The organism is Novosphingobium mangrovi, assembly GCF_022818885.1.
Classification (GTDB): domain Bacteria; phylum Pseudomonadota; class Alphaproteobacteria; order Sphingomonadales; family Sphingomonadaceae; genus Novosphingobium; species Novosphingobium mangrovi.
The window spans coordinates 1-23,780 of the sequence record NZ_JALHAT010000008.1 but is presented as its reverse complement, the minus strand read 5'-3'; the positions used below and the strand labels follow the sequence as shown (position 1 = coordinate 23,780).

General features: G+C 66.7%; 20 protein-coding genes. 15 read left to right on the top strand and 5 right to left on the bottom strand.

Annotated features, from left to right (window positions below; genetic code table 11):
* Positions 1–147: 147 nt before the first annotated feature.
* The 5 genes from MTR65_RS07190 (at position 148) to MTR65_RS07170 (ending at position 5,923) form a co-directional block, all read left to right on the top strand.
* Entirely contained in the window at positions 148–1,062 is a 915-nt protein-coding gene (locus tag MTR65_RS07190; RefSeq protein ID WP_243798600.1) for a LysR family transcriptional regulator, read from the top strand.
* 113 nt (positions 1,063–1,175) lie between these two features.
* Entirely contained in the window at positions 1,176–2,588 is a 1,413-nt protein-coding gene (locus MTR65_RS07185) for a serine hydrolase domain-containing protein (protein WP_243798597.1), read from the top strand.
* On the top strand, positions 2,585–4,198 hold the full coding sequence (locus MTR65_RS07180) for an N-acyl-D-amino-acid deacylase family protein (protein WP_243798595.1): 1,614 nt from the start codon (positions 2,585–2,587) through the stop codon (positions 4,196–4,198). The genes MTR65_RS07185 and MTR65_RS07180 overlap by 4 nt, the downstream gene beginning before the upstream one ends.
* A 68-nt stretch (positions 4,199–4,266) precedes the next feature.
* On the top strand, positions 4,267–5,559 hold the full coding sequence (locus tag MTR65_RS07175; RefSeq protein WP_243798593.1) for an FAD-dependent oxidoreductase: 1,293 nt from the start codon (positions 4,267–4,269) through the stop codon (positions 5,557–5,559).
* A 16-nt stretch (positions 5,560–5,575) separates the two neighbouring features.
* Positions 5,576–5,923 carry a RidA family protein gene (locus MTR65_RS07170; protein ID WP_243798590.1) on the top strand — a complete coding sequence of 116 codons (348 nt, stop codon included), beginning with the start codon at positions 5,576–5,578 and terminating at the stop codon, positions 5,921–5,923.
* 217 nt (positions 5,924–6,140) lie between these two features.
* Here MTR65_RS07170 and MTR65_RS07165 read toward each other — a convergent pair whose 3' ends face one another.
* From MTR65_RS07165 to MTR65_RS07150, 4 genes are all read right to left on the bottom strand, one after another.
* A complete protein-coding gene (locus tag MTR65_RS07165; protein ID WP_243798588.1) occupies positions 6,141–7,379 on the bottom strand; it encodes a dicarboxylate/amino acid:cation symporter in 1,239 nt (412 codons plus the stop codon).
* A 212-nt stretch (positions 7,380–7,591) separates the two neighbouring features.
* Positions 7,592–9,781, bottom strand: coding sequence for a TonB-dependent receptor (locus tag MTR65_RS07160; RefSeq protein WP_243798586.1), 2,190 nt, complete (start codon positions 9,779–9,781; stop codon positions 7,592–7,594).
* 127 nt (positions 9,782–9,908) lie between these two features.
* Positions 9,909–11,210 (bottom strand): omega-aminotransferase AptA, encoded by a 1,302-nt coding sequence (gene aptA / locus MTR65_RS07155; protein ID WP_243798583.1) that lies wholly within the window; start codon positions 11,208–11,210, stop codon positions 9,909–9,911.
* Positions 11,211–11,384: 174 nt separating this feature from the next.
* Positions 11,385–11,930 (bottom strand): cupin domain-containing protein, encoded by a 546-nt coding sequence (locus MTR65_RS07150; RefSeq protein WP_039388413.1) that lies wholly within the window; start codon positions 11,928–11,930, stop codon positions 11,385–11,387.
* Between the two features lie 197 nt (positions 11,931–12,127).
* On the opposite strand from MTR65_RS07150, the gene MTR65_RS07145 reads away from it, so the two are divergent.
* From MTR65_RS07145 to MTR65_RS07100, 10 genes are all read left to right on the top strand, one after another.
* Positions 12,128–13,285 (top strand): amine dehydrogenase large subunit, encoded by a 1,158-nt coding sequence (locus MTR65_RS07145; RefSeq protein ID WP_243798581.1) that lies wholly within the window; start codon positions 12,128–12,130, stop codon positions 13,283–13,285.
* Entirely contained in the window at positions 13,282–13,851 is a 570-nt protein-coding gene (locus tag MTR65_RS07140) for a MauE/DoxX family redox-associated membrane protein (protein WP_243798579.1), read from the top strand. The genes MTR65_RS07145 and MTR65_RS07140 overlap by 4 nt, the downstream gene beginning before the upstream one ends.
* A gap of 3 nt (positions 13,852–13,854) precedes the next feature.
* On the top strand, positions 13,855–14,466 hold the full coding sequence (gene mauD, locus MTR65_RS07135; protein ID WP_243798577.1) for a methylamine dehydrogenase accessory protein MauD: 612 nt from the start codon (positions 13,855–13,857) through the stop codon (positions 14,464–14,466).
* A 28-nt stretch (positions 14,467–14,494) separates the two neighbouring features.
* Positions 14,495–15,025, top strand: a complete 531-nt coding sequence (locus MTR65_RS07130) for a methylamine dehydrogenase light chain (protein WP_039388406.1) — start codon at positions 14,495–14,497, stop codon at positions 15,023–15,025.
* 34 nt (positions 15,026–15,059) lie between these two features.
* Entirely contained in the window at positions 15,060–15,620 is a 561-nt protein-coding gene (locus MTR65_RS07125) for a c-type cytochrome (protein ID WP_243798575.1), read from the top strand.
* Positions 15,617–16,726 carry a P1 family peptidase gene (locus MTR65_RS07120; RefSeq protein ID WP_243798572.1) on the top strand — a complete coding sequence of 370 codons (1,110 nt, stop codon included), beginning with the start codon at positions 15,617–15,619 and terminating at the stop codon, positions 16,724–16,726. Before MTR65_RS07125 ends, MTR65_RS07120 begins: the two co-directional genes overlap by 4 nt.
* A gap of 43 nt (positions 16,727–16,769) precedes the next feature.
* Positions 16,770–17,060, top strand: coding sequence for a hypothetical protein (locus tag MTR65_RS07115; protein ID WP_243798570.1), 291 nt, complete (start codon positions 16,770–16,772; stop codon positions 17,058–17,060).
* A complete protein-coding gene (locus tag MTR65_RS07110) occupies positions 17,060–18,490 on the top strand; it encodes a sodium:solute symporter family protein (protein WP_243798567.1) in 1,431 nt (476 codons plus the stop codon). Before MTR65_RS07115 ends, MTR65_RS07110 begins: the two co-directional genes overlap by 1 nt.
* A gap of 24 nt (positions 18,491–18,514) precedes the next feature.
* Entirely contained in the window at positions 18,515–20,014 is a 1,500-nt protein-coding gene (locus tag MTR65_RS07105; RefSeq protein WP_243798565.1) for a CoA-acylating methylmalonate-semialdehyde dehydrogenase, read from the top strand.
* Between the two features lie 99 nt (positions 20,015–20,113).
* Positions 20,114–21,517, top strand: a complete 1,404-nt coding sequence (locus tag MTR65_RS07100) for an amidase (protein WP_243798562.1) — start codon at positions 20,114–20,116, stop codon at positions 21,515–21,517.
* 61 nt (positions 21,518–21,578) lie between these two features.
* On the opposite strand, the gene MTR65_RS07095 is transcribed toward MTR65_RS07100, so the two are convergent.
* Positions 21,579–23,780, bottom strand: a 2,202-nt coding sequence (locus MTR65_RS07095) for a TonB-dependent siderophore receptor (protein ID WP_243798559.1), incomplete at its 5' end; no start/stop codon positions are given.

Here is a 23,780-nt window from a genome sequence, read left to right as displayed (position 1 = left end):
GTTGGTTCGGGTCAGGCCGTCCGTCAGCGCTGACACAAATCTGCAACGGTGATCCGGGATTCACCGGGGATGGTCCAATGATGGCTTTTCCTTAGGGTATAACCGTTGTCTATAAGAGCGGCTGTTGTCAGGAAAAGGAGGGCGGACATGCGCTTGCGCCACATCGAGATCTTCCACGCGGTCTACGAGCAGGGCTCGATCAGCGAGGCGGCGCGCGCGCTCAACGTCTCGCAGCCGTCTGTCAGCAAGGTCCTGCGCCATGCCGAGGACCAGCTTGGCTATGAGCTCTTCCAGCGCACCCGGGGGCGTCTGGTCGCGACCGAGGCAGCGCACGAGCTCTTCGCCGAAGTGGCCGAGGTCTACAGTCGGCTCGGGCGCCTGTCGCGCGCGGCGCGCAATATCGGCGCGCGCAAGGGCGGGCATCTGCGGGTCGCGGTGCTGCCCTCACTGGGGCTCGTCGTCGCGCCGCGTGCGGTGGCGCGCCTGCGCCGCACGAACCCCGACGTGACCTTCGAAATCACCACCCTCCACAGCCGAGAGGTGGAGCGCAGCCTGTTTGAGCGTGAGTGCGACGTCGCCATCGGTTACCGGGTCGTGCGGCAGGTGCCCTTGCGGCAGGTTCCCGTGGGAAATGCGGCACTTGTCGTGGTCGCGCCCAAGGGAGAGCTGCCGCAGGGCGCGGCGCCGGTGGCGATGGAAGTGCTCGACGGGCGGGACTTCATCGGCCTTCGCGACAGCGGGCCGCTCGCTGATCTCTTCGTCAACGAGCTGACCCGGCTCGAGATCGTGCCCAACGAGATCGTGACCTCGCACACCTACTACACCGCGCTTGCCCTTGTGCGCGAAGGGCAAGGGGTGACGGTGACCGATGCTTACACCGCCGCGGCGCTCAGCGCGCCGGACCTGACCTTCCATGCGCTGGCTCCCGATGTCCGCGCGCCGATCAACGCGATCACGCTGGAGGATCCACCGGCCCTGGCCCTGATCGACCTCTTCGTGGAGGAGATGCGCGCGGTCATGGCCGAGGCGATGGAGGCAGCCCCTCCAGGTGTCGGCTTATAGACATGGGTTATGCCCCGGCCAAGAAGCCGACATTGCCTTGGCCGCATCGAGGCGGCACACCAACGCCGTGCCCTTGCCAGCCCCGCTTTGCCCTGCCTGTAAAAGGTGTTGATGTGACTGCCCTTCGTTCGTCCCGTTCCCGCATCGCTGCGCTAGCCCACGTGACCTGCGGGGCGCTGGCGCTGCTGGGAGCAGGCGGCGCGGCGGCCGAGCCCCAGGGAGAGGCCGCGATCCGCGCCGTCCTTTCCGGTGGAGCCGAAGCGGAAAGGCGCGCGCAGCCGGGATGTGTGTTCGGCGCCTTCGAGAATGGACGCATGGTGCGTCTTGTCGCGCAGGGGGAGGCCGATCTTTCCGCGCACCGTCCGCTCGATGCCGACACGCTCTTTTATGGGGCGTCGCTCAGCAAGCAGTTCACCGCGCTCGCCGCGGCGACTTTGGTGGAGCAGGGCAAGTTGTCGCTGGACGATGACGTGCGCCAGTATCTGCCCGAGCTGCCCGCCTATGCGCGTCCGGTCAGCGTGGGCATGCTGATGCACCACACCTCGGGCATCCGCGACTTCCTCGCGCTGCTGCGCCTTGCGGGCATGGAGGACGTGGGTGAGGCGAGCCGCGCGCAGGCGCTCGACCTGCTCTTCCGCCAGCAGGATACGGCCTTCATGCCGGGCAGCGCCTACAGCTATTCAAACGGGGGCTACCTGCTCCTGGCCGAGATCGTCGCGCGCGTCTCGGGCCAGTCCTTTGCCGACTATGCGCGCGAGGCGATCTTCCGCCCGGCGGGCATGCCCAACGCCTATTTCCTCGACAACGCGAACCCCGTGGCGGGGACCTTTGCCCACGGGTATCTGCCTGAGGGCGATCACTTCGTCGCGCGCGATACTTTCCCGCGCTTTTCGGGTTCGGGCGGGCTGATGCTTTCCCTGGCTGATCTGGCTGCGTGGGAGCGCGAAGTTGCGCAAGGCGGTTCTGTCTGGACACCCGCAGTCGCCGAAATCCTCCTGACGCCGGGGCGGCTGGCCGATGGTAGCGTGCTCGACGATGGCAAGGGTCTGGCCTACGGCGGCGGCCTGCATATCGGGCGCAAGGGTGGTGAGCGGATCGTCACGCATGGCGGCTCGGCGCAGGCCTTCAAGCACGCCTATCTGCGCCTCCCCGATCGCGGGCAGTCCTTTGCGCTCCTGTGCAACCGGGGTGACTGGAAGGCGAGCGCGACGCTGGAAAAGGCGCTGGACGCGGCCGGTGTACGTCGGCCCGGCATGCCCGAAATGCCCGCATCGGGCACCTACCATTCCAAGGAACTGAACGCCGACTATACGCTGGCACGCGAGGGGGAGGGCCTTGCCGTCACGATCGCCTCGCCGCTGGTGGAGAGCCCGCGCGGACTGCATTTTGCGCCCCAGGATGACGGCGCGTTCCATGCAGGTCCGATGCGGCTTGTCCCGACCCGGGACCCGGCGCGCCTGACCCTCAGCCGGGGACGTTCGGGCGAACTTGTGCTGCTGCGCGGCGATGAAAGGAAGACGCGATGAAGACACTCTCGCTGCGAAAAGCCACGCTTGGCCTGCTGGCAGGTGCCGCCGCGCTCGCACCGCTTGCTGCCATTGGTGATGGGCACGAGCCGGATGGCACCCTGACCGTGATCCGGGGCGGGACGATCTACGATGGCGCCTCCACGTCGCCCGTGACAGGCGACGTGGTGCTGCGCGGCGATGCCATCGTCTATGTCGGCCCGGCGCGCAGCGTGCCCGAAGGCGCCCGCGTCATCGATGCCACGGGCAAGATCGTGGCGCCCGGTTTCATCGATCCGCACACCCACGCCCAGCGTTTCCTGGAAAGTGCGGGGGGCGAAGGCCGTCTCAACCTGCCCTGGCTGATGCAGGGCGTGACGACGATCTTCACAGGCGTCGACGGAGGCGGGACGCCCGAGGTGAAGGCCTTCCTCGACGATGTCGAGGCGCGCACCTTCGGGACCAATGTCGCGGCTTACGTCGGCTTTGGTCCGGTGCGCCGCGCGGTGCTGGACAACGATGCCCGCGCGCCTACAGGTGAGGAACTGGAGCGCATGCAGGCGCTTGTCGCCAAGGGCATGTGCGAGGGCGCGCTCGGCCTTTCGACGGGGCTGTTCTACGCTCCGCAAAGCTTCTCGAAGACCGGTGAAGTGACCGCGCTGGCCCGCGAGGCGGCAAAGCGCGGGGGGATCTACGACACCCACCAGCGCGACGAGGCCACCTACACCATCGGCATCGAAAAGTCGGTGGAGGAGGCCATCACCATCGGGCGCGAGGCGGGCCTGCCGGTCCACTTCGCCCACATCAAGGTGCTGGGCGTCGACGTTCACGGGACTTCCGGCGCAATCATCGCGCAGATCGAGAAAGCGCGTGCGGCAGGCCAGAACGTGACCGCGGATCAATACCCTTGGGAGGCCTCGGGCACGAGCCTGCAGGCCTCGCTCCTGCCGGGCTGGGCGCAGGACGGCGGGCGCGAAGCGCTGCTGAGGCGCCTCGACGATCCGGCAACGCTGCGGCGGATCAAGGCGGAGATGACCGAGAACATGCGCCGCCGGGGCGGCCCGCACGCGCTGCTCCTGACCCACCCCGGGCACGAATGGACCGCGATGCGTCTCGATGAGATCGCCGCGCGCTGGGAGCTGGACCCGCTCGACGCCGCGGTGCGTATCATTCGCGACGGGGATCGTTCGGGCAAGCTGGTCTCCTTCAACATGGCCGAACGCGACATCGCCGCATTCATGCGCCAGCCCTGGGTCGTCACCAGTTCGGACGGCTCGGAAGGCCACCCGCGCATGTACGCGAACTTCCCGCAGAAATACGCCAAGTACGTGAAGGCCGAGCACGTGATCGACCTTGCGACCTTCATCAATTCAAGCACGGGACGGACCGCCGAGATGTTCGGGCTGACCGATCGGGGGCACTTGAAGCCAGGGTACAAGGCCGATGTCGTGGTCTTCGATCCGGACGGCTACCGGCCGGTCGCGACTTACGTTTCCCCGCGCGAACTGACGGTGGGCGTCGATGCGCTCTTCGTGAATGGCCAGCAGGCGATCCGCGAGGGCAAGCCGACGGGAATCGCGGCGGGCAAGGCCCTGCGCCACGCGCCGACACCGGGTACGTGCCCGGCCTGAGCCACGCTCTGCGCAGGACGCGCGGCAAGGCCCTTGCCGGGGCCGAACACGATAGGACGAGGTACGAGATGGACCATTCGCGATCCGCGAAGGGAGAGCCGCGCGCGCGCTCTGCGAAGGCGCCGGACGAGGACGCGCCGGTCGATGTGGCCGTGCTCGGCGCGGGCGTCGTGGGGCTGTGCACGGCCTATGCGCTGGCGCGGCGCGGGCTTCGCGTGGCGCTGGTCGAGCGTGCAGGCGAGCCGGGGCGGGGAACCTCCTTTGCCAATGGCGCGCAGCTCAGCTTTGCCTATACCGACGCGCTGGCGCAGCCTTCGCTCTGGCGCAAGATGCCGGGTATGCTGGCCGGGCTTGACCCTGCGTTTCGCGTGCGCCCCTCGCTTGATCCCGAGTTCCTGCGCTGGGGCCTCGCGTTCCTGCGCAATTGCACCGCGGCGCGGTTTTCACAGAAGACCTGGGTGGCACTGGAACTGGGCGTGGAATCGCAGGTCGCCCTTGCCGAGCTGCGCGCGCGCCACCCCTTCGCCTTCCATCACGCGCGCCCGGGCAAGATGCACCTGTTCCGTGACGGCGCGGCGCTGGCGCGAGCCGAGGAGGTGTCGCAGATGAAGCGCGAGGCCGGCTTTGAACAGCATGTCGTCGGGGCCGCACAGGCTCGGGAGATCGAACCCGCGCTCACCGAGGCGGGCGACTTCATCGGCGCGCTCTGGACGCCGGAGGAGGAAGTGGGGGATCCCTATCTCTTCTGCCGTGGCCTGCTGGAGGTGCTTACGCGCGACTACGGCGTCACCGCGCAGTTCGACTTTACCGCCGGTACGCCGATGGTGTCGCCCGACGGCGTGACGATCCCCGAGTGGGGCTCGCCGCGAACCATCCGCGCGCGCCGCATGGTGGTGTGCCTGGGCATCGATGCGCCCGCCTATCTTGCCCCGCTCGGCATTCGCGCGGCGATCCAGCCCATGAAGGGCTACAGCTTTACGGCACCGCTCGGTGCCCATGCTCCGCACGTCAGCCTCACCGACACCGCGCGCAAGATCGTGTTCTGCCGTCTGGGCGAGACCATGCGGATTGCCGGGCTGGCCGAACTCGGCGTGCACGATACGGCGGTCGATCCGGCGCGGCTGCGGGCGCTGGTCGAGGGCGCGCGCGCAGGGCTCCCCCATGCCGCGCGGTATGACGAAGCCGGAGAGGGCTGGGCAGGCCTGCGTCCGATGCGCCCGGACAGCGTGCCCGAAGTGCGGCGCGCGGGCGCGCGGATCTTCCTCAATATCGGGCACGGCATGCTGGGCTGGACTTTCGCGGCGGGCTGCGGCGAACGCGTTGCCCGGCAGGTGCTGGCCGCAACCCACGAGACACCTTGAAGGAAGGACTTTACCCATGACCACGCCGACCCGTCCCCCGCTCAGCCGCTTTCGCCGCGCGGGAGATCTCGTCTTCACCTCGGGCCAGCTGCCGCGCGGCGCCGACGGCGCAATCGTGTCCGGTGACATCACCGTCCAGACGCGCCAGGCGCTGGCGAACCTGGAAGTTGTGCTCGCGGAGGCAGGCGCGCGGCTCGACCAGGTCGTCAAGGTGACCGCCTGGCTGACCGATGCGGCGCACATGGCCGGCTTCAATGCGGTCTACCGCGAGGTCTTCGGCGACCCCTTTCCCGCCCGATCCACCGTTATCTCCGGCCTTGTTGCCGGGGATGTCGAGATCGAGGCGGTGGCCTGCCTGGCGTGACCCCACCCACCCCCAGACCGGGCAGGTCATAGAAGAAGAGGCGCTGCGTCCACGGGGATGCAGCGCCTCTTTTTTGAAGGGGGTAAGAGAGAGAATCCGAGGGCTATTGCACTCGGGCTCCCCGAACGGTCGACCTCACCTTTCGTGCGCCGCCTTGGCCCGGGGAACGTGAGGTCGCCCATCGCGGGGGCAAGGGGTGAATTGCCTGCCTTCTTCCTCAGACGTCGTCGGCCGAGATATATTCCTCGACGTCGATCTCGCCCGCCATGCGGCCTACCGCGACCGCGACGGTGGCATCGCCGGTGACGTTGGTCATCGTGCGCGCCATGTCGAGCAGGTGGTTGATGCCCGCGACGAAAGCGATGGTTTCCAGCGGAACGCCGATGGAGGAAAGAACCAGGCTCATCATCACGAGGCCAGAGCCCGGCACGCCCGCCGCGCCGATCGCGCCGAGCGTCGAGGTGAGGGCGATCATCACATAGGAAAACCAGCTCAGTTCGATGCCGTAGGCCTGCGCGCCGAACAGCGCGATGACGCCCAGGTACATCGCGGTGCCGTTCATGTTGATCGTTGCGCCCAGCGCCACGGTGAAGCTGGCGATGGAGTTGGAAACGCCGAGGTTCCGCTCGACGCAGCGCAGCGTGACGGGGAGTGCCGCGTTGGAGGATGCGGTGGAGAAGGCAACGGCCTGTGCATCGATGATGCCGCGGTAGAAATCGCGCACGGGGAGGCGCGCGATGCCCTTGAGGATCAGCGGGTAGACGATGCCAAGAATGATTGCGCAGCCCAGGTAGTTGAGCCCGACAAGCTTGGAGAGCGGCACCAGCGCCTCGAACCCGAAGGTGCCCGTTACCCAGGCGATCAGCGCGAAGACGCCCAGCGGCGTCAGCTCCATCACGAAGATCGTCATGTTCTGCATGACGACCGAGCCCGCGTTCATCGCCCTGGCAAGCGGCTTGCCCTCCTCGCCCGAGACAAGGATGGCCATGCCGAAGAGCACCGAGAAGACGATGACGGGCAGGATCGAGCCCTGCGCCATGGCCATGATCGGGTTTTCCGGCACGAGCCCCACGATCATCGCGATGAGCGACTGGTCGGGCGCTTCGGGCACCGCGCTGCCTGCGGGAAGGGCAATGGACAGCCCCTCGCCCGGCTGGGCCAGCGTGGCGAGCCCCATGCCCAGCGAGACCGAGATGAGCGCGGTGCTCATGAAGAGGAGGAGCGCGCGTCCCCCCACCTTGCCCAGGCGCCCGATGTCGCCCACCGCGGTGATCCCGGAGACCAGCGAGAAGAAGATGAGCGGCACCACCAGCATCTTGATCGCGCGGATGAAGAGATCGCCGATCCAGCGGATCGCGTTCGCCTGCTCGCCCAGCACAAGGCCTGCCGCGATGCCCAGAACAAGGGCGGCAAGGACGCGTTTCCAGAGCGGGGTCTTGAACCAGGCTTTCAGCATCGGGCGGGGGGATCCTTGTCGGTCTGCAGGAGGGGGGAAGGAAGAGGGATACCAGAAGGCGGCAAAGCCCGTGCTGCCAAGACTTGGGCAGCCCATAACCCATGTCTATCAACGCCTTTCTGCGCGTGGAACGAAGATACCCGAACGCAACAGGCCCCGCATGTCGGATCGGACATGCGGGGCCTGGGGTTGGGACGGCTGAAGGGTGCGGATCAGTAGTCGATGCTGAAGCGCACGCCGTAGCTGACCGGACGCGCGGGCTGGGCGATGTCCGCGCTGGTGAAGTAGTTGCGGGTGAGGTCGTACTCTTCGTTGAAGATGTTGCGGCCCCACAGGCTGAGCGTCCAGGGCCCGTTGGTGGGCGCCAACTGTACCTCGGCGTTGACCACGAAGTAGGCCGCGATGTCGAAGGTCTCGCCCAGCCACGAGGGGTATTCCTCGCGGAAGGAGTAGGTCGCCGATGGGGTCAGCGTGTAGTCGCCCATCGGGATCGCATAGCGCATAGAGCCGCCCAGCGAGAGGTTGGGGAAGGGGATGTCGGTGTGCGCGCGGTCGGTGTAGACGGCTTCGCCCACCAGGTTCGAGGCCGGCACATCGAGATCGAAGAACTCGAGGTAGCGTCCCTTCTTGTAGCCTACGTACTGCGTGACGGTGACGCCCTCAATGGGGGTCACGACCACTTCGAGCTCGGTACCCCAGATGCTCGACTTGGGCGCGTTGGCAAAGCGCCCGACCGCGCCGTTGTCGCCCCAGACCGCCGAGAGCACCTGCTGGTCGCGGTAGTCGTAATAGAAGAACGAGCCGTTGATCTGGAAGGTGCGCGAGGGGTTGGCCTTGAAGCCGACCTCGTAGGCGTAGAGCGTTTCAGGCGCGAAGGGCTCGATGCCGCTCTCGTTGCCGGTGTTGTAGGTGGTGAAGCCGCCCGACTTGGTGCCCTTGCTGGCCGAGGCGTAGAGCAGGAGGTCGTCGCTCGGCGTGAATTCGAAGGCGAGCTTGCCAGTCAGCGGCTTCATCGAGGTGGTGACGTCGGTCGGCGGGAGGGCCTGCGCGCCGCCGAAGGCCGAGCCGAAGCCCTGAAGCTGGCGCTTCTCGTACTCGTAGCGAAGCCCCGCGATGGCCTTGAAGCGCGGCGAGAAGGCGTATTCGAGCTGGCCGAAGCCGCTGATCGATTCCACCTTCTGCGCATAGTTCACGCGGGCATACGTGCCATAGACATCGACGAAGTCGGAGTAGTAGCGCTCGTCGAGGTTCTGCTGCGAATAGTAGGCGCCCACCACCCAGGTCAGCGGACCGGGTTGCGAATTGCTGAGGCGGACTTCCTGCGCGAACACGTCGACGTCGCTGCCGAAGAAGGTGTCCGCTTCAACGGAGGCGGAGGAGTCCCAGTCGCCGAACTGTTCGCGGTGAAGCCAGTCGTAGGCGGTCACGCTGGTCAGCGTCACGCTGCCAAAGTCGTAGGAGAGATTGCCTGAAACGCCCCAGGTCTCGTTGTCGACACCCGGCACGTCGCCCACCGAAAGTTCGGTGTCCGCCAGGAGCTGCGGCGAGAGGCCCCAGCCGGTCGCGAAGCGGTCGGTGTCGGCGGGAATGACTGGCCCCGCGCCCGCCTGCGTGGGCAGGTCGTTGAGGAGGTAGAGGCCGATGGCATCTGACTTGTCACGCCCGTAGTGGAAGTCGAGCAGGCCTGAAAAGCCGCTGCCCACAGGCTCGATGGCGAGCAGCGCGCGGCCCGCCCAGCGGTTGGCATCGCCGATGTCCTCGCCCGTGTCGCGGTTGTACTGGTAGGCGCCGCCCTGCTGCGTGGCGCCCGAGACGCGCAGGTTGATGCCCTCCGTAATCGGACCCGAGACGTAGGCCTCGCCGCGCAGCGCATCGAACCGGCCATACTCGACCATGCCGCCCGCGGTGAAGTGGTCGGTCGGCTTGTTGGTGGTGAAATTGACCGCGCCGCCCGTGGTGTTGCGTCCATAGAGCGTGCCCTGAGGCCCGCGCAGAACCTCTACCCGCGCGACGTCGAAGATGAGCCCCTGCGTCATCACTGGCACCGGGTACGCGACTTCGTTGACGTAGACGCCGACGGTGGGCGAGTTGTTCGAGGCGTAGTCCTGGAAGCCCACGCCGCGCAGGCGAAACTGCGCCGCGCCGCCGCCGAAGGCGGGCTCGATCTCGAGGCTGGGCGTCGCGTCCTGCAGCTGGTTGACGTTGGTGACGCCGCGCTGTTCCAGTTCATCGCTGCCGATGACGCTGAGCGCGATCCCTACGTCCTGCGCGTTCTGTTCACGCCGCTGCGCGGTCACGACGATGCTGCCGTCCCCGCTCTCGGATACCTGTGCATAGGCGGGCGCGCAGAGCGTGGCAGCCACGATCGCGCCGATTGCCGTCCGACCCAAATACGTCTTCATGTCAGCTCCCTTGTATTTGGTGAACGCATGATTGCGTTTCCCCCCCGTTTCAGGCCTCTCCCAAGAGCCTTCGACCGCAACCCTCTGTCTCGCGGTCGGAGGCCATAGTGGTGTTTTCGCTTTTTTATCAGTGAATTTTCGCCAGCGTGTCGGCGATGGTGACCGCGATCCGTTCGAAGTGATCGGGCGTGGCGATGAGCGGCGGCGACAGCGCGACGATGTCGCCTGTCACCCGGATCAGGACACCGGCATCGAAGCAGGCGTGGAACAGTTCCATCGCGCGCGCGCCGGGTGCGCCCTCGCGCGGGGCCAGTTCGATCCCGGCCACCAGCCCCAGGTTGCGCACGTCGATCACGTGGCGCGCATCGGAAAGGGCGTGGAAGATGTCCTCGAAGATCTCTTCGAGCGAGGCGGCGCGCTCGAACAGACCTTCTCCCTCGTAGACATCGAGCGAGGCAAGCGCGGCGGCGGCGGCCAGCGGATGGCCGGAATAAGTGTAGCCATGGAAGAATTCGATTCCTGGCGCCGCGGCCTGGGTGACAGCGTCGTAGATGTCCTGGCGCACGGCGGTGCAGCCCATGGGGACCGCCCCGTTGGTGAGGCCCTTGGCCGTGGTGATGATGTCGGGCGTGACGCCGAAACGCTGCGCTGCCGTGGCCGCGCCCAGACGCCCGAAGCCGGTGATCACCTCGTCGAAGATGAGGAGGATGCCGTGCTCCTGCGTGATCGCGCGCAGGCGTTCGAGGTAGCCCTTGGGCGGCACGAGCACCCCGGCCGAGCCCGACATCGGTTCGACCATGACCGCCGCGATGGTTTCGGCGCCGAACTCCTCGATGAAGCCGAGCAATTCATCGGCGAGGTCGGCGCCGGTGTCCGGCTGGCCGCGCGTGAAGGCGTTGTTGGCGATGTCGAGCGTGGCGGAAAGGTGGCTGAAGCCGGGCAGCAGTGGAAAGCCGCGCGCGTTGTTGGGCAGGCCGCCCACCGAAATGCCGCCGAAGCCCACGCCGTGGTAGCCGCGTTGGCGCCCGATGATGCGCTTGCGCGCCGGTTCGCCGCGGGCCTCATGGTAGGCGTAGGCGATCTTCAGTGCCGTATCGCCGGCCTCCGAGCCCGAGTTTCCGAAGAAGAAGCGGTTGATGCCCTTGGGAAAGATCGTCTCCAGCCGCTGTGCGAGCTGGAACACCCTGGGGTGGCCGAGCTGGAAAGTCGGCGCAAAGTCGAGCTCCTCGGCCTGTTCGCGGATGGCGGCAACGATAGGGCCGCGCGCATGCCCCGCATTGACGCACCACAGCCCCGAGGTGCCGTCGAGGATCTCGTTGCCCTTGGCGTCGCGGTAGTGGCAGCCGCTGGCCGAGGCGAGCAGCCGCGGTGTCGCCTTGAAACCGCGGTTGTCGGTGAAGGGCATCCAGAAATTCGCGAGGTCGTCCACAGAACTGGCATCCTATGCTTGAGCAATTGATGACAGAGTGATGGCAATTGCGCCGCTGCGACAAGTCTATTTCTTGCGTTGCAAAAAACATGCGGCAATGCACCGCAAAATAGACTTTTCTGCAATTTGGCGATCAGCATATTGAGCAAGTTGCATCAGCGCCTGGGACTTTTTCTAGAAGCTGGGCGGGGTGCAGGCGCTCACCACGATGCACGGTTCCTTGCCCGTATTGCGAAAGCGATGGGGCAGCTGACTGGAGAAGAGATAGGCATCGCCCACCTGCAGCACGCGGGTTTCGTCATCGACGGTCACTTCCAGTTTGCCCGAGATGATGACGCCCGCTTCCTCGCCTTCATGGGTGAGCATCACCCGCCCGCTTTCCGAGCCCGGCTGGTAGGTTTCGTAGAGCATCTGGATCGAGGAACTGCCGCTCTGGCCGACCTGGCGATAGCTGACGCCACCGCGTCCGATTTCCGAAAGATCGTTTCGTTTAAAGAAGATGCTTCGGTCCTCGGTCACGTCAAGGTTGAAGAATTCGCCCAGTGTCATGCCAATCGCATCGAGGATTCGCTTGAGCGATCCGACCGAGGGGTTGGTGCGTCCGCCCTCGATCAGGGAGATCGTGCTGCTGGGCACGCCGGCCAGTTTGGCCAAGGCCCTCTGGCTGATGTCCTTGCGCTCGCGCACGGCGCGCAGGCGCACGCCTACTTCGTCCTTCATGTAAGGTAACTCCCTGTTCCAGGGGCACTGGCCTTATCTGTTCTGGTGCGGCCCCAGTCGTTTTGTCTGGAATGGGACAAGCCTATGTGACGCTTTGAGGATGATCAATATTTCATATTGGTTGCAGTGCAAAAAACAGTCTTGTTACCAAACCGCCTTCGATGTGTACTCGCTGCATTCGCAGGAACGGGGGTTTCATGCACATCAAGACATCACTTCGCCTTGCATCGGCCCTGTTGGTCCTTGCACTCCCGGGTGCGGGCATGGCCGCGCAAGGCCAATTGCCGCCGCCGCTCGAAGAGGAAGTCAGCGACGTGGCGGTCATGGGCGCGCCCGGGCCGCACCGGCTGGTGCTGGCGGGCGGCTTCGGGTCGGGCGGCGCGCAGATCCGCGACGGTGAGGACGGCAAGCTCCTGGGCACCGTGTCGCTCGGTGGCCTCGCCAACATCGCCTATGCGCCCGACCAGTCGCGCATCTACGTGGCCGAGACGATCTGGACCAAGGGCAACCGGGGTACCCGTCAGGACATGATCAGTGTCTATGACGGCAGGACGCTCAACCTCCAGGAAGAGATTACCCTGCCGGGCCGGGTCTTCATGGTTCCGCGCCGCACCAATTTCTCGATCAGCACCGACGGTGCGCGCGCCTACATGTACAACTTCGACCCGTCGGCCTCGGTCAACGTGGTGGACCTTGCAAGCGGCGATGTGCAGGTGGTCGACACCCCCGGCTGCGCCCACGCCATGGCCTGGGGAAAGACCGGCTTCGCGGTCATCTGCGGCGACGGTTCGATCGGCTCGGTCGATACCGCAAAGGCGCTGGAGCTCAAGCGCTCGGCCGCGTTCTTCGATGCGGAGAACGATCCTCTCTTCGAGGAAGCCGCGATTGATCCCAAGGCGGGCAAGGGGGTGTTCCTGTCCTACACCGGGGTGATCCACGAGGTGTCGCTGGAGGACCCGAAGGAACTTGCCGCCTGGCCGATCCAGGAGGCTGCGGGGCTTGAACTGGCGCGCCCTGATGACCTGCAACTGGCCTGGCGTCCGGGCGGCGGCGTGGTTTCCGCCTGGCACCATGCCAGCAACCTGCTCTTCGTGCTGATGCACCCGGGCGAGCACTGGACGCAGAAGGAAAAGGGAACACAGCTCTGGGTTGTCGATCTGACCAAACGCGAGGTCGTGGAGCGCGTGCCGCTCAAGACCCCGGTGACCTCGGTTGAGGTCAGCCAGGATGCCGAGCCCTTGCTTTACCTGATCACCGAGGATGGTGGCCTGAAAGTCCTCAATGCGCTTGATCGCAGCGAGAAGACCTTGGTGAGCAACGTGGGATCGGTCGTGCCGGTCACTCCGATGCCATGAGCGTGCTCGACACAGGCCTTCTCCTTGCCACCGGGGCAGGGGCCCTGCGCTTCGGAACGGCGCTGCTCTTCGTGGGCGCTGCGCTTCCCAAGCTGCGCAACCGTTCGGCCTTCGCGGGCGTGGTCGCCAATTACAAGCTGCTCCCGCGCCCCCTGGTGGGCGTGGTGGCGGGGCTGCTCCCGTGGGTTGAACTGGCGCTCGCCGCAGCGCTTCTCGTCCCGCTGACGGCTTCGCTTGCGGCCTTCAGTGCGGCCCTGCTGCTCACGCTCTTTGCAGGGGCCATCGCCATCAACATCAGCCGCGGGCGTGCGCATATCGACTGCGGCTGCCGAGGCGATGAGCTGCGCCAGCCGCTGCGTGCCGGCATGGTCGTGCGCAACCTTGTCTGGGCAGCGCTTCTGACCGGCTCGGCGGGGATTGGCGGGCTCGCGCCTGCCTCCATGGCGCAGGGGCTCGCGCTCCTCGTGGCTCTTGCGGCCGGTATGCTGGGCGCGGTGCTGCTCCACATTCTCGAAATCTTCTGGGCGCTTCCGGCTCGGCGCGCCCGCCCCCAAGTCGGAGGCTGACCGATGCTTCTTGTCACCACTGCCCTTGTCCTGCTCTGGATGCTGGTCATCGCCATGGCCTTCGTGATCCTGGCGCTGGCCCGCCAGATCGGCGTCCTTCACGAACGCCTTGCCCCCGTCGGTGCGCTCGCCACCGCGCAAGGAGCCCAGGCGGGCGAGCAGGCTCCCGTCATGCCCGGCCATCTTCTGGGTGGCGGCACCATCGAGATCGGCGGCGCGCTTCCCTCAGGTTCGCTGCGCCTGCTCCTCTTCGTCGCGCCGTCCTGCCCGATCTGCAAGAAGCTCATCCCCATTGCGCTCGACGTGGCGCGCGACGAGCGTGTCGATCTCGTCTTCGTGGGGGATGAGGACCCGGACGAGCAGCGCCGCATGATTGAGCGCCATGGCCTTGCAGGCCAGACTTTCGTCAACGGGCCCGAGGTCGGCATGGCCTTCGCGGTTGCCAAGCTGCCCCACGCGATCCTGCTCGATGACGCGGGCAAGGTCGTTGCACGCGGTCTCGTCAACAGCCGCGAACACCTGGAGAGCCTGCTGGTCTCGCACGAGACCGGTCACGCCAACGTGCAGAGCTACCTGCGCGCAAGCCGCGCCCCGGCGCTGGAGGCCGCCGAGTAAGGCGCGCCCTGCAAGGAGAAATGCACCCATGAACTGGAAACTCATCGACAGCGCCAGCGAGAAGCTCTCACGCGGGCTGGCCAAGGGAACCTCGCGCCGCTCGCTTCTGGCCAAGATCGGCGGCGCGGCAAGCTTTGCCCCCTTCTTCCCGGTGCTGCCCGTGGCCCGCGCGCAGGACGCGGACGTGCCGCTCAGCAACTTTGCGCGCACCGCGCAGACCAAGGACGATACGCAGTGCAACTACTGGCGCTACTGCGCCATCGACGGCGCTCTGTGTACCTGCTGCGGGGGCGGCATCCACACCTGTCCGCCGGGCACCGAGGCTTCGCCAACGTCCTGGGTCGGCACCTGCCGCAACCCCGAGGACGGGCGCTCCTACCTCATCGCCTACCGCGATTGCTGCGGGGCCAGCATGTGCCAGACCGATTGCCATTGCGACGGGACCGAGCGCGAGATGCCCGCCTACCGCCCGATGGCCGACAACGAGATCATCTGGTGCTTCGGCACCAAGTCGATGAGTTACCACTGCTCCACGGCCGCGCTCGTCGGGCCGGTATGACGGAGGGGCTTGCGGGGGAAGAAAGGGCCTGCTCGTGACGGTTCCGGCCGTACGAATGGTGGTGCGCGCGCTGATCGGCGCGGCGCTGCTGGCGAGCGGGGCCTACGCGGCCATGGCACGAAGTCCGCAGGAGGACACCTTTCATGCCGCGCCCCCGGCCTTCCCGCGCAGCGCACGTTCGAATTTCGTGGAGCGCTGTGGGGGATGCCACGGGCTGGAAGGGCGCTCGGTCGCCCGCAACGTGCCCGATCTGGCAGGCCGCGCCGGGTTCTTCCTGTGCACGCCGCAAAGCCGATCGTTCGCAGGGCGCCTTCCCAACGTGATGTTCGCGCGCCTGTCGGACGAGGATCTGGCGGATGTTCTCAACTACGTCATGTTCGACCTGGGAGAGACAGCCACTTCGAGGCTTGCAAAACCCTATACGTCGCAGGAAGTTGCGGCCTATCGTGCAAACCCGCTTTCGGTGACTGACCTGCACGCCAAGCGCCGCGAGGTGGTGGGCGAGATGGTGGCGCGCTGCCAGGCACCGCAGGCGATGCTGGACTACAACCGACCGCGCGGCCGCATTCCCGGCCGGGTCGAGGAGATGAAATGAACCGTCGCAACGTACTCATGGGCGCCGCTGGCCTTGGAGGCCTCGCCTTCGCCGCGCCGCTTCTCGCGCAGGACAATGCCCTGCGCAGCACCGGACGCACCGGCGCGCGCAATCTGATTACCGACGTGGCCGGGCTGACGGTTGGCAACGCGCAGGACGTGAAGGTGCGGACCGGCACCACCGTGATCCTCGCCGACAAGCTCTCGACCGCCGCCATCGACGTGCGCGGCGGAGGCCCCGGCACGCGTGAGAGCCACGCTCTGGAAGGCCACAACCTTGTCCATGCCGCGAACGCCATCGTGCTTTCGGGCGGGTCCTCCTATGGCCTCGCAGCGGCCGATGGCGTGGCTGCCGTGCTGGGATCGAAGGGCATCGGCTATGGCGGCATGGCGCGTCCGGGCGTCCCGGTCTCGCCCATCGTCCCCTCGGCCATTCTCTATGACCTCGCCAATGGCGGGGACAAAGGGTGGGGCACCGAGCCGCCGTACCGCGCGCTGGGCATCGCCGCGCTCGAAGCGGTGGACGCGGACTTTGCGCTGGGCACGGCGGGTGCGGGCTATGGCGCGCAGGCGGGCGGCCTCAAGGGCGGGCTTGGCTCGGCCTCGACGCTGGTCAGCGACGGCTCCACCGTTGGCGCCATCGTTGCGGTCAACTCGATGGGCTCGACCGTGGCGCCGGGCACCCGCAACTTCTGGGCGAGCCCCTTCGAGATCGGCGATGAATTCGGCGGACTTCCTCCCAGCGCCATGTACGCCTCGCCCGAGGAGTGGGGCTATACCAAGGCGCCTGCGGCCAAGGAAAACACCACCATTGCCTGCGTCGCGACTGACCTTGATCTGACGCCTGACGAGATGAAGCGTTTTGCCATGATGGCGCAGGACGGCATGGCACGGGCCATCCGTCCGATCCATACGCCGTTTGATGGCGATGTCGTCTTCGCGATCTCGACCGGACGGGTCGAGGTGAAGGGGCCGCGTCCCGTCGCGGTCTTGCGTGCAGGCGCCGTTGCCGCCGATACGCTGGCCCGCGCCATCGCGCGCGGCGTCTTTGAAGCCAGCACGCCGCCAGGCGCTGACAGCAAGGCCTGGAAAGACCTGACGCTGTGATCTGGCGCTCCGTTTCACTCTCCCATTCGCAAAGGTCCGGCGCATGAGTGGTATCCCACCGCGCCGCGCGGCCGAGATGCCCGATGGCGCGATGCCCTGGTGGCCTCCGCTCCTGGGCATTGCCCTGCCGCTTGCGCTGGTCCTGGCCTCGGCGCTGCTGGTGCCGGCTTCGGCCGGACGGTTCCTGGGCATCTCGTGGAGCAGCTGGTGTCTTTTCGCCTGCGCGCCGCTCACCAGCCTGTGCCTGCTGATCTGCTACCGCTTCGGGGGCGCGGCGAGTGACCGCGACGATGTGCCTGGCCACGGTACGTCCTCTGAGGGGGATAGCCTGTGATGCTGGCTGTCTTCATCGCCGTCATGGCGCTTTCGCTGGGTATCGCGCTGTGGTCGCGGCGCGGGCATTCCAACCCCGATGCGCGTGAGTTCTTCGTGGCCTCCGGGCAGTTCGGGCCGATCCTGTTCTTCTTCCTCTCCGTGGGCGAGACCTATTCCATCGCCAGCATGCTGGGCTTTCCGGGCGGGGTCTATGCAGGGGGCGAGGGCTTTGTCCTGTGGTTCTTCGGCTACATCCTGATTGCCGCGCCCTGCATCTATTTTGTGGGGCCCTGGATCTGGCGGGCGGGCGCGCTCTACGGCTCGGCCACGATCCCCGACTTCTTCCGCGACCATTTCGAGAGCCGGGGGTTGGAAATCCTCATCACGCTCAGCTCCATCATCCTGCTCGTTCCCATCGGCACGATGCAGTTCCTGGGGCTGAAGCTGGTGTTTACAGGGCTTGCGCCCGAGGCCCGCTCGATCTTCCTCACCAGCCTCGCGGGGCTCCTGACCTTTGCCTATGTCGTGATCGCAGGGCTTCGCGCCTCGGCCTTCGTGGCGGTGCTCAAGGACATCCTGATGATGGCCTCGATCCTGCTGGTCGGCTTCGTGGCGCTCGCCGCCTGGAATGCCGAGCCGACGATGCCCGTCAGTCTTGCCGAGACGATCCCTGAGCCGACCCGGCCCGACCTCGTTTTCGCGATATCCACCATCGTGCTCCAGGCCGTGGGCTTCTGCATGATCCCCCAGAACTGGGCGTTCATCTTCTCGGCCAATTCGCCCCGCGCGATCCAGCGCGCGCAGATCGTCGCGCCGATCTACATGCTGATGTTCCCGCTCCTCATGATGGTGGCCTACTACGCCAAGGGGCAGGGGATCGTACCGCCCGAACCCGACTTCGTGTTCCTCTCGACCGCAATTGCGCTGCTGCCAGACTGGGTGGTGGGGCTGGTCATGGCCGCAGTTGCGCTTTCCGGGCTCGTGATCCTGAGCAGCGTGTGCCTCGCTATCGGCCCGCTCATCACCCGTAACCTGGTGCCCAGCCTTGATGGCACGGCGCAGCAGCGCTGGTCCAAGGTGGTGATTGCGGCCTTCCTGATCTTCTCGCTCGTCGGCGCAGAGACCTCGGTGCAGCTGATCGCGACGCTCAACAACGTCTTCTACTTCGGCATCGTCCAGACCTTGCCCGGACTGGTTGCGGCCATGCTCTTCCCGCGTGTCCCAGCGCGCGCGCTGATCGCGGGCATCCTTGCCGCCGATGGCGCGATGCTGGCGTTCAAGGCGGCGGGCTGGACCTTTGGTGGGCTCAACGTCGGGGTGATCGGCCTTGCGATCAATGTCGCGGTCCTCGCCCTCGTCACTCTGGCCGCGCCGCGCATCGGTGCGCGCGCGGTCATTCCGCTCCTGCGCGAGGCCCATACCGGCCGCGCGTCCTCATCCACCCCCTGATCTTCAGCGAGAACGGATTTCTCCATGCGCACAATTCCCCACTTCATCGCCGGCGCGCACAGCGCCGGGGACGGCACCGCCATGGCCGACGTCTTCGATCCCAACACCGGCACGGTGCAGGCGCAGGTGCCGCTCGGCAGCGATGCCGAGCTGGAAGCTGCCGTTGCCGCTGCCCGCGCCGCGCAGCCCGCCTGGGCCGCGCTCAACCCGCAGCGCCGCGCGCGCGTGATGTTCGCCTTCAAGGCGCTGATCGAGGCGCACATGGACGAACTGGCCGCGCTTCTCTCCAGCGAGCACGGCAAGGTCTTCGACGACAGCAAGGGCGATATCCAGCGCGGGCTCGACGTGGTCGAGTTCGCCTGCGCGACGCCGCACTTGATGAAGGGCGAATACAGCAGCGGCGTGGGGCCGGGCATCGATGTCTACTCGATGCGCCAGCCGCTGGGCATCGTGGCAGGCATCACTCCCTTCAACTTCCCCGCGATGATCCCCTTGTGGATGAGCGCCCCGGCCATTGCTGCGGGCAACGCGATGATCCTGAAGCCCTCCGAACGCGCGCCGTCCGTGCCCCTGCGCCTCGCCGAACTGGCCAAGGAAGCGGGCCTGCCCGATGGCATTCTCAACGTCGTCCACGGCGACCGCGTGATGGTGGAAGCGATCACCGATCACCCCGCGATCAAGGCGATCAGCTTCGTGGGGTCCTCCGACGTGGCGCAGGCGGTCTACGCACGCGGAACCGCACAGGGCAAGCGCGTCCAGGCGATGGGCGGCGCCAAGAACCATGGCATCGTCCTGCCCGATGCGGACATGGACCGCACCGTCTCCGACATCATGGGTGCGGCCTATGGTTCGGCGGGGGAACGCTGCATGGCGATGCCGGTCGTGGTGCCGGTTGGTGAGGCGACCGCTGACCTGCTGCGTGAAAAGCTGGTCGCGGCCATCGCGGACCTGCGCGTGGGTATCTCGAGCGACCGCGAGGCGCACTATGGCCCCGTCGTCACCGCCCAGCACAAGGCGAAGATCGAGCACTACATCGCGATGGGCGTGGACGAAGGGGCCGAGCTTGTCGTCGACGGACGCGGTTTCTCGCTCCAGGACTATGAGGAGGGCTACTTCATGGGCCCGACGCTGTTCGACCACGTGACGCCCGAAATGCAGTCCTACCGCGACGAGATCTTCGGGCCCGTCCTGCAGATGGTGCGCGCGACCACGCTGGAGGAGGCGATCAACCTTGCCAGCCGTCACGCCTATGGCAACGGGGTCGCGCTATTCACCCGCGATGGCGGCGCGGCCAGGGACTACGCGATGCAGGTCGAGGTCGGCATGGTCGGCATCAACGTGCCGATCCCGGTGCCGGTCTCCTACCACAGCTTCGGGGGCTGGAAGCGTTCGGCCTTTGGCGATCACAACCAGTACGGCGAGGAAGGCTTCCGCTTCTTCACCCGCGTCAAGACGGTGACCCAGCGCTGGCCGGGCCCGGACGCGGACAAGGGCAACGCCTTCCTGATCCCGACCACGGCCTGAGATCGGAAAGGGCCTGAGACCTGAGACGGTCTGCACACGGGAGAGGGACCAAACCAGGGGGCGGACGCCAGGAGCGCCGCCCCGCAGCGGAGCGATGCGATGAAAGAGGAACTGGCCGATCTGACAGGCGTGGAGCTGGCCGAGAGCTTTGCTGCGGGCTCGCTCTCCCCGGTGGAGGTCGCCGAGGACGTGCTGGCCCGGGCCGAGCGGCTGGAGCCGCACGTGTGCGCAACTTACGCGCTGGAGCCCGAGGCCGTGCGCGCGCAGGCGAGGGCCTCCGAAGCGCGCTGGCACAAGGGCGCGCCGCTCTCGGTGATCGACGGGATTCCCGTGACGCTCAAGGAACTGATCGCCACCAAGGGAACGCCCAAGCCCGTGGGCACGGCGGCAGGCGACATGACCCCGCAGACCCACGATGCGCCGCCCGCGCAGCGCATGCGTGAGGCGGGCGCGGTCCTTCTCGCCAAGACCACGGTGCCCGATTACGGGATGCTGTCGTCGGGCCTCTCCAGCTTTCACAAGCTGGCGCGAAATCCCTGGGACCTTTCGCGCAATCCCGGCGGGTCGAGTGCGGGGGCAGGTGCCGCCGCTGCTGCAGGGTATGGGCCCTTCCACGTGGGCACCGATATTGGCGGTTCGGTCCGGCTGCCGGCGGGGTGGTGCGGCATTTTCGCGCACAAGCCCAGCAACGGGCGTATCCCCATCGATCCGCCCTACATCGGGCGCGTCGCGGGGCCGATGACGCGCACGGTTGCCGATGCCGCGCTGATGATGACGCACCTTTCGCTGCCCGACCGGCGCGACTTCATGGACCTGCCCTACCAGGAGCTGCCCTGGCGCCAGCTTGAGGGCGACGTGGCGGGCCTTCGCATCGGCCTGATGCTGGAAGCCGGCTGCGGTTCGCCGACCGAGCCCGAAGTTGCCGAGGCCGTCACCGAGGCCGCGCGGCTGTTCGAACATGGCGGGGCCATAGTCGAACCGGTCGAACCGTTCATGACGCCGGACATGCTCGATGGCCTCGATCGCTTCTGGCGCGCGCGCTTCTACGCCGAGATGCGCGATCTGCCGCCTGAAAAGTACGACCTGATCCTGGAGTACATCCGCAAGTGGGTGGAGCCTGCCGCGCACTACGACGGCATGGAGGTCTACACCGGCTTCGACCAGATCATCCAGATGCGCGAGCGCGGGCGCGCATACAACGATTACGATCTGCTGCTCAGCCCGGTGGCCCCGATGCCCGCGTTCCCGGCCGAGCTGGCCTCGCCGGTGAACGATCCGATGCGCCCCTTCGAGCACATCGGCTTCACCGTTCCCTACAACATGACCGAACAGCCCGCGAGCTCGATCAACTGTGGCTACACCCGCGAAGGCCTGCCCATCGGGCTGCAGATCGTCGGGCGCCGCTTCGAGGACATGGCGGTCCTGCGCGCCTCGGCGTGGTACGAGAAGGCGCGCCCGGCGCAGCGGCCCTGGCCCTGTCGGCGCGAGGCCATGGCGGACTGAAGCGGAAGGTATCCCGGGGCTGGGGGGCTTGCCCCAGGATACGCCAAGTTCCTGATCCGGGTCAGAGTTTGGCCCGGAGGGTCACGCTGTAGCTGCGCGGTTCGCCATAGATGAGGCCATCGTAGAAGCCGAACTGGCGGTAGTAGGTCTTGTCGGTCAGGTTGGTGACGTTGGCCGAGATCTGGATGTTCTCGGTCGCCTGGAAGCGCGCCATGAGGTTGACCAGCGTGTAGCCCGAGACATCGAGGTTGCTGTCATCGTAGGTGCCATCGCCAAGCGGCCGGCCCGGGTTGGTCGACCATTCGGTCTTGCTCTGGGCGGTGATGCCCCCGCCGATGGTGAGCCGGTCGAGCGCGCCGGGTAGCGTGTAGCTGGTCGAGAGGCGCAACTGGCTGTGCGGGTCGCGCTGGTAGCTGAGGCCACTGACGTCCAGGTAGCTGTAACCGAAGAAGACGTTCCAGCCGGGCAGCAGCTCGCCCGAGGCGTCGAAGTCGATGCCCTTGGAGACGACACCGTCGACCGTACGGTAGATGTCGAGCCCGGTTACCTCGTTGAGTTCGCCGGTGTTCTCCGCCACATTGCTCTGCTCGTTGCGGTAGAAGGCGAGCGAGGTGTTGAGCTTGCCGCCGTAGAAGGCGCCCTTGATGCCCGCTTCGTAGCTCGAGCCAGTGACGGGCGGCAGCAGCCGGTCGTCCTCGTCGCGCAAGTTCCCCTGCGGGGTGAAGACATCGGTGTAGCTGGCATAGACCGAGAGCGTGTCGGTGACGTCGTAGACCAGCCCGGCGTAAGGGGTGAAGACGCCCTTTTCGTGGGTCGGGTCGGTGTCGGCGGTGTAGATGTTGGCAATGTCGTAGTCGCCGCCGCTGGTCTTGTAGTCGCTGATGCGCGCGCCCACGATGGCGGTCAGCCCGTCGGCGAGGGAGAAGCGCCCGGCCGCATAGCCGCCGATGTTGCGGGTGCGGTCGATGCCGCGTGCATCGGTGCGGAAGGTCTCGAAGTTGGCGTAGGAGCCGTCCCAGCTGCGCCAGTCGTCGATCGGCAGGCCCTCGGCGCGGTACTGGCAGCCCCGGAACGTGGGAACGCCGCCAATGGTGCAGTTGCCCAGGTCTCCGTCGAAGGTCCAGCTGGTGCTCTCACTCCAGAAGCCGTTGAAGCCGAACATGAGCTGGTGCTCGCGGCCGAACAGGTGCAGCGGTCCGTTCAGCGTCACGGCCACGTTGTCACGGTCCTCGGAATATTCCGAGTGCATCGCGTTGAGGTAGGCGCCGGTGCCATCCTGGTTCCAGAAGCCCGCATAGCCGCTGCCGCCCCGGTTGATCTTGGCGATCCCGAGGTTGTTGTAGGCGCTGCTGTCGGTGCGCGCGTAGCCCATCTTGACGTGCCAGTCGTTGGCGAAGCGGTGGTCGAGATTGACGAAGGCGGTGGTCGCCTTGCGGCGCGAGACGCTCCAGTCGGCGACCGGGTTGGTGCTGCGCGGCAGGTTGGCCAGCGTGCCGTCGGCAAACCAGATCGAGACGTTGGTGCCCCAGGAGGAACCCTTGTTGACCGTCCGCTCGTACTGCACCCCGGCGTTCAGCACGGTCGTGGGGGTGAGGTTGGCCGCGAAGTTGGCGAGGATTGCGCGGCGATCGGCATGTTCGCGTTCGCGGAAGGTGTCGGTGCTCTCGTCGCTGAAGACGAGGCGGCCGCGCACGTTGCCATCGGCGGTAATCGGCGCATTGAGATCGCCCATGACACGCCGCTTGTCCCAGTTGCCCAGGACCAGGCTGCCGCTGGCGCCAAGCTCGGTGCCCGGCTGCTTGCGCTGGAGGTAGATCGTTGCGGACGGATCGCCGGTACCGCCCAGCAGGCCATTTGCGCCGCGCACGATCTGGACGCTGTCGTAGAGGTCCATGTTGGTCGAGGCACCGCCGCCGCTGAAGTTCGACTGGCCGTCCACCTGCATCCCGTCGATGCGGTAGTTGCTGACGTCGAAGCCGCGCGCGCGGTAGGTCGTGCGGCCCGCGTTGTCATTCTGGTACGAGGTGATGCCCGGCGCTGTGGCCAGTACATCGTCGATGGTCTCGATCTGCTGGTCGTCGAGCAACTGGCGGGTGATGACCGTCACAGTCTGCGGTGTCTCGCGCGGGGAGATGGGCAGGCCGATGGAAATGCTGGTTTCCTCGGCGGTGTAGGACTTGGTGTCTTCGGTGCGCTGTCCGGTCACGACGATTGTCGGCGGCGCGCTCGCGCCCGGCGCCGCGTCGGCATGGGCCGCCTGGGC

Coding starts and splice junctions, on each gene's coding strand:
- MTR65_RS07190 (WP_243798600.1), top strand. CDS start 148: ATGCGCTTGCGCCACATCGAGATCTTCCACGCGGTCTACGAGCAGGGC.
- MTR65_RS07180 (WP_243798595.1), top strand. CDS start 2,585: ATGAAGACACTCTCGCTGCGAAAAGCCACGCTTGGCCTGCTGGCAGGT.
- MTR65_RS07175 (WP_243798593.1), top strand. CDS start 4,267: ATGGACCATTCGCGATCCGCGAAGGGAGAGCCGCGCGCGCGCTCTGCG.
- MTR65_RS07170 (WP_243798590.1), top strand. CDS start 5,576: ATGACCACGCCGACCCGTCCCCCGCTCAGCCGCTTTCGCCGCGCGGGA.
- MTR65_RS07165 (WP_243798588.1), bottom strand. CDS start 7,379: ATGCTGAAAGCCTGGTTCAAGACCCCGCTCTGGAAACGCGTCCTTGCC.
- MTR65_RS07160 (WP_243798586.1), bottom strand. CDS start 9,781: ATGAAGACGTATTTGGGTCGGACGGCAATCGGCGCGATCGTGGCTGCC.
- MTR65_RS07150 (WP_039388413.1), bottom strand. CDS start 11,930: ATGAAGGACGAAGTAGGCGTGCGCCTGCGCGCCGTGCGCGAGCGCAAG.
- MTR65_RS07145 (WP_243798581.1), top strand. CDS start 12,128: ATGCACATCAAGACATCACTTCGCCTTGCATCGGCCCTGTTGGTCCTT.
- MTR65_RS07140 (WP_243798579.1), top strand. CDS start 13,282: ATGAGCGTGCTCGACACAGGCCTTCTCCTTGCCACCGGGGCAGGGGCC.
- mauD (WP_243798577.1), top strand. CDS start 13,855: ATGCTTCTTGTCACCACTGCCCTTGTCCTGCTCTGGATGCTGGTCATC.
- MTR65_RS07130 (WP_039388406.1), top strand. CDS start 14,495: ATGAACTGGAAACTCATCGACAGCGCCAGCGAGAAGCTCTCACGCGGG.
- MTR65_RS07120 (WP_243798572.1), top strand. CDS start 15,617: ATGAACCGTCGCAACGTACTCATGGGCGCCGCTGGCCTTGGAGGCCTC.
- MTR65_RS07115 (WP_243798570.1), top strand. CDS start 16,770: ATGAGTGGTATCCCACCGCGCCGCGCGGCCGAGATGCCCGATGGCGCG.
- MTR65_RS07110 (WP_243798567.1), top strand. CDS start 17,060: ATGCTGGCTGTCTTCATCGCCGTCATGGCGCTTTCGCTGGGTATCGCG.
- MTR65_RS07105 (WP_243798565.1), top strand. CDS start 18,515: ATGCGCACAATTCCCCACTTCATCGCCGGCGCGCACAGCGCCGGGGAC.
- MTR65_RS07100 (WP_243798562.1), top strand. CDS start 20,114: ATGAAAGAGGAACTGGCCGATCTGACAGGCGTGGAGCTGGCCGAGAGC.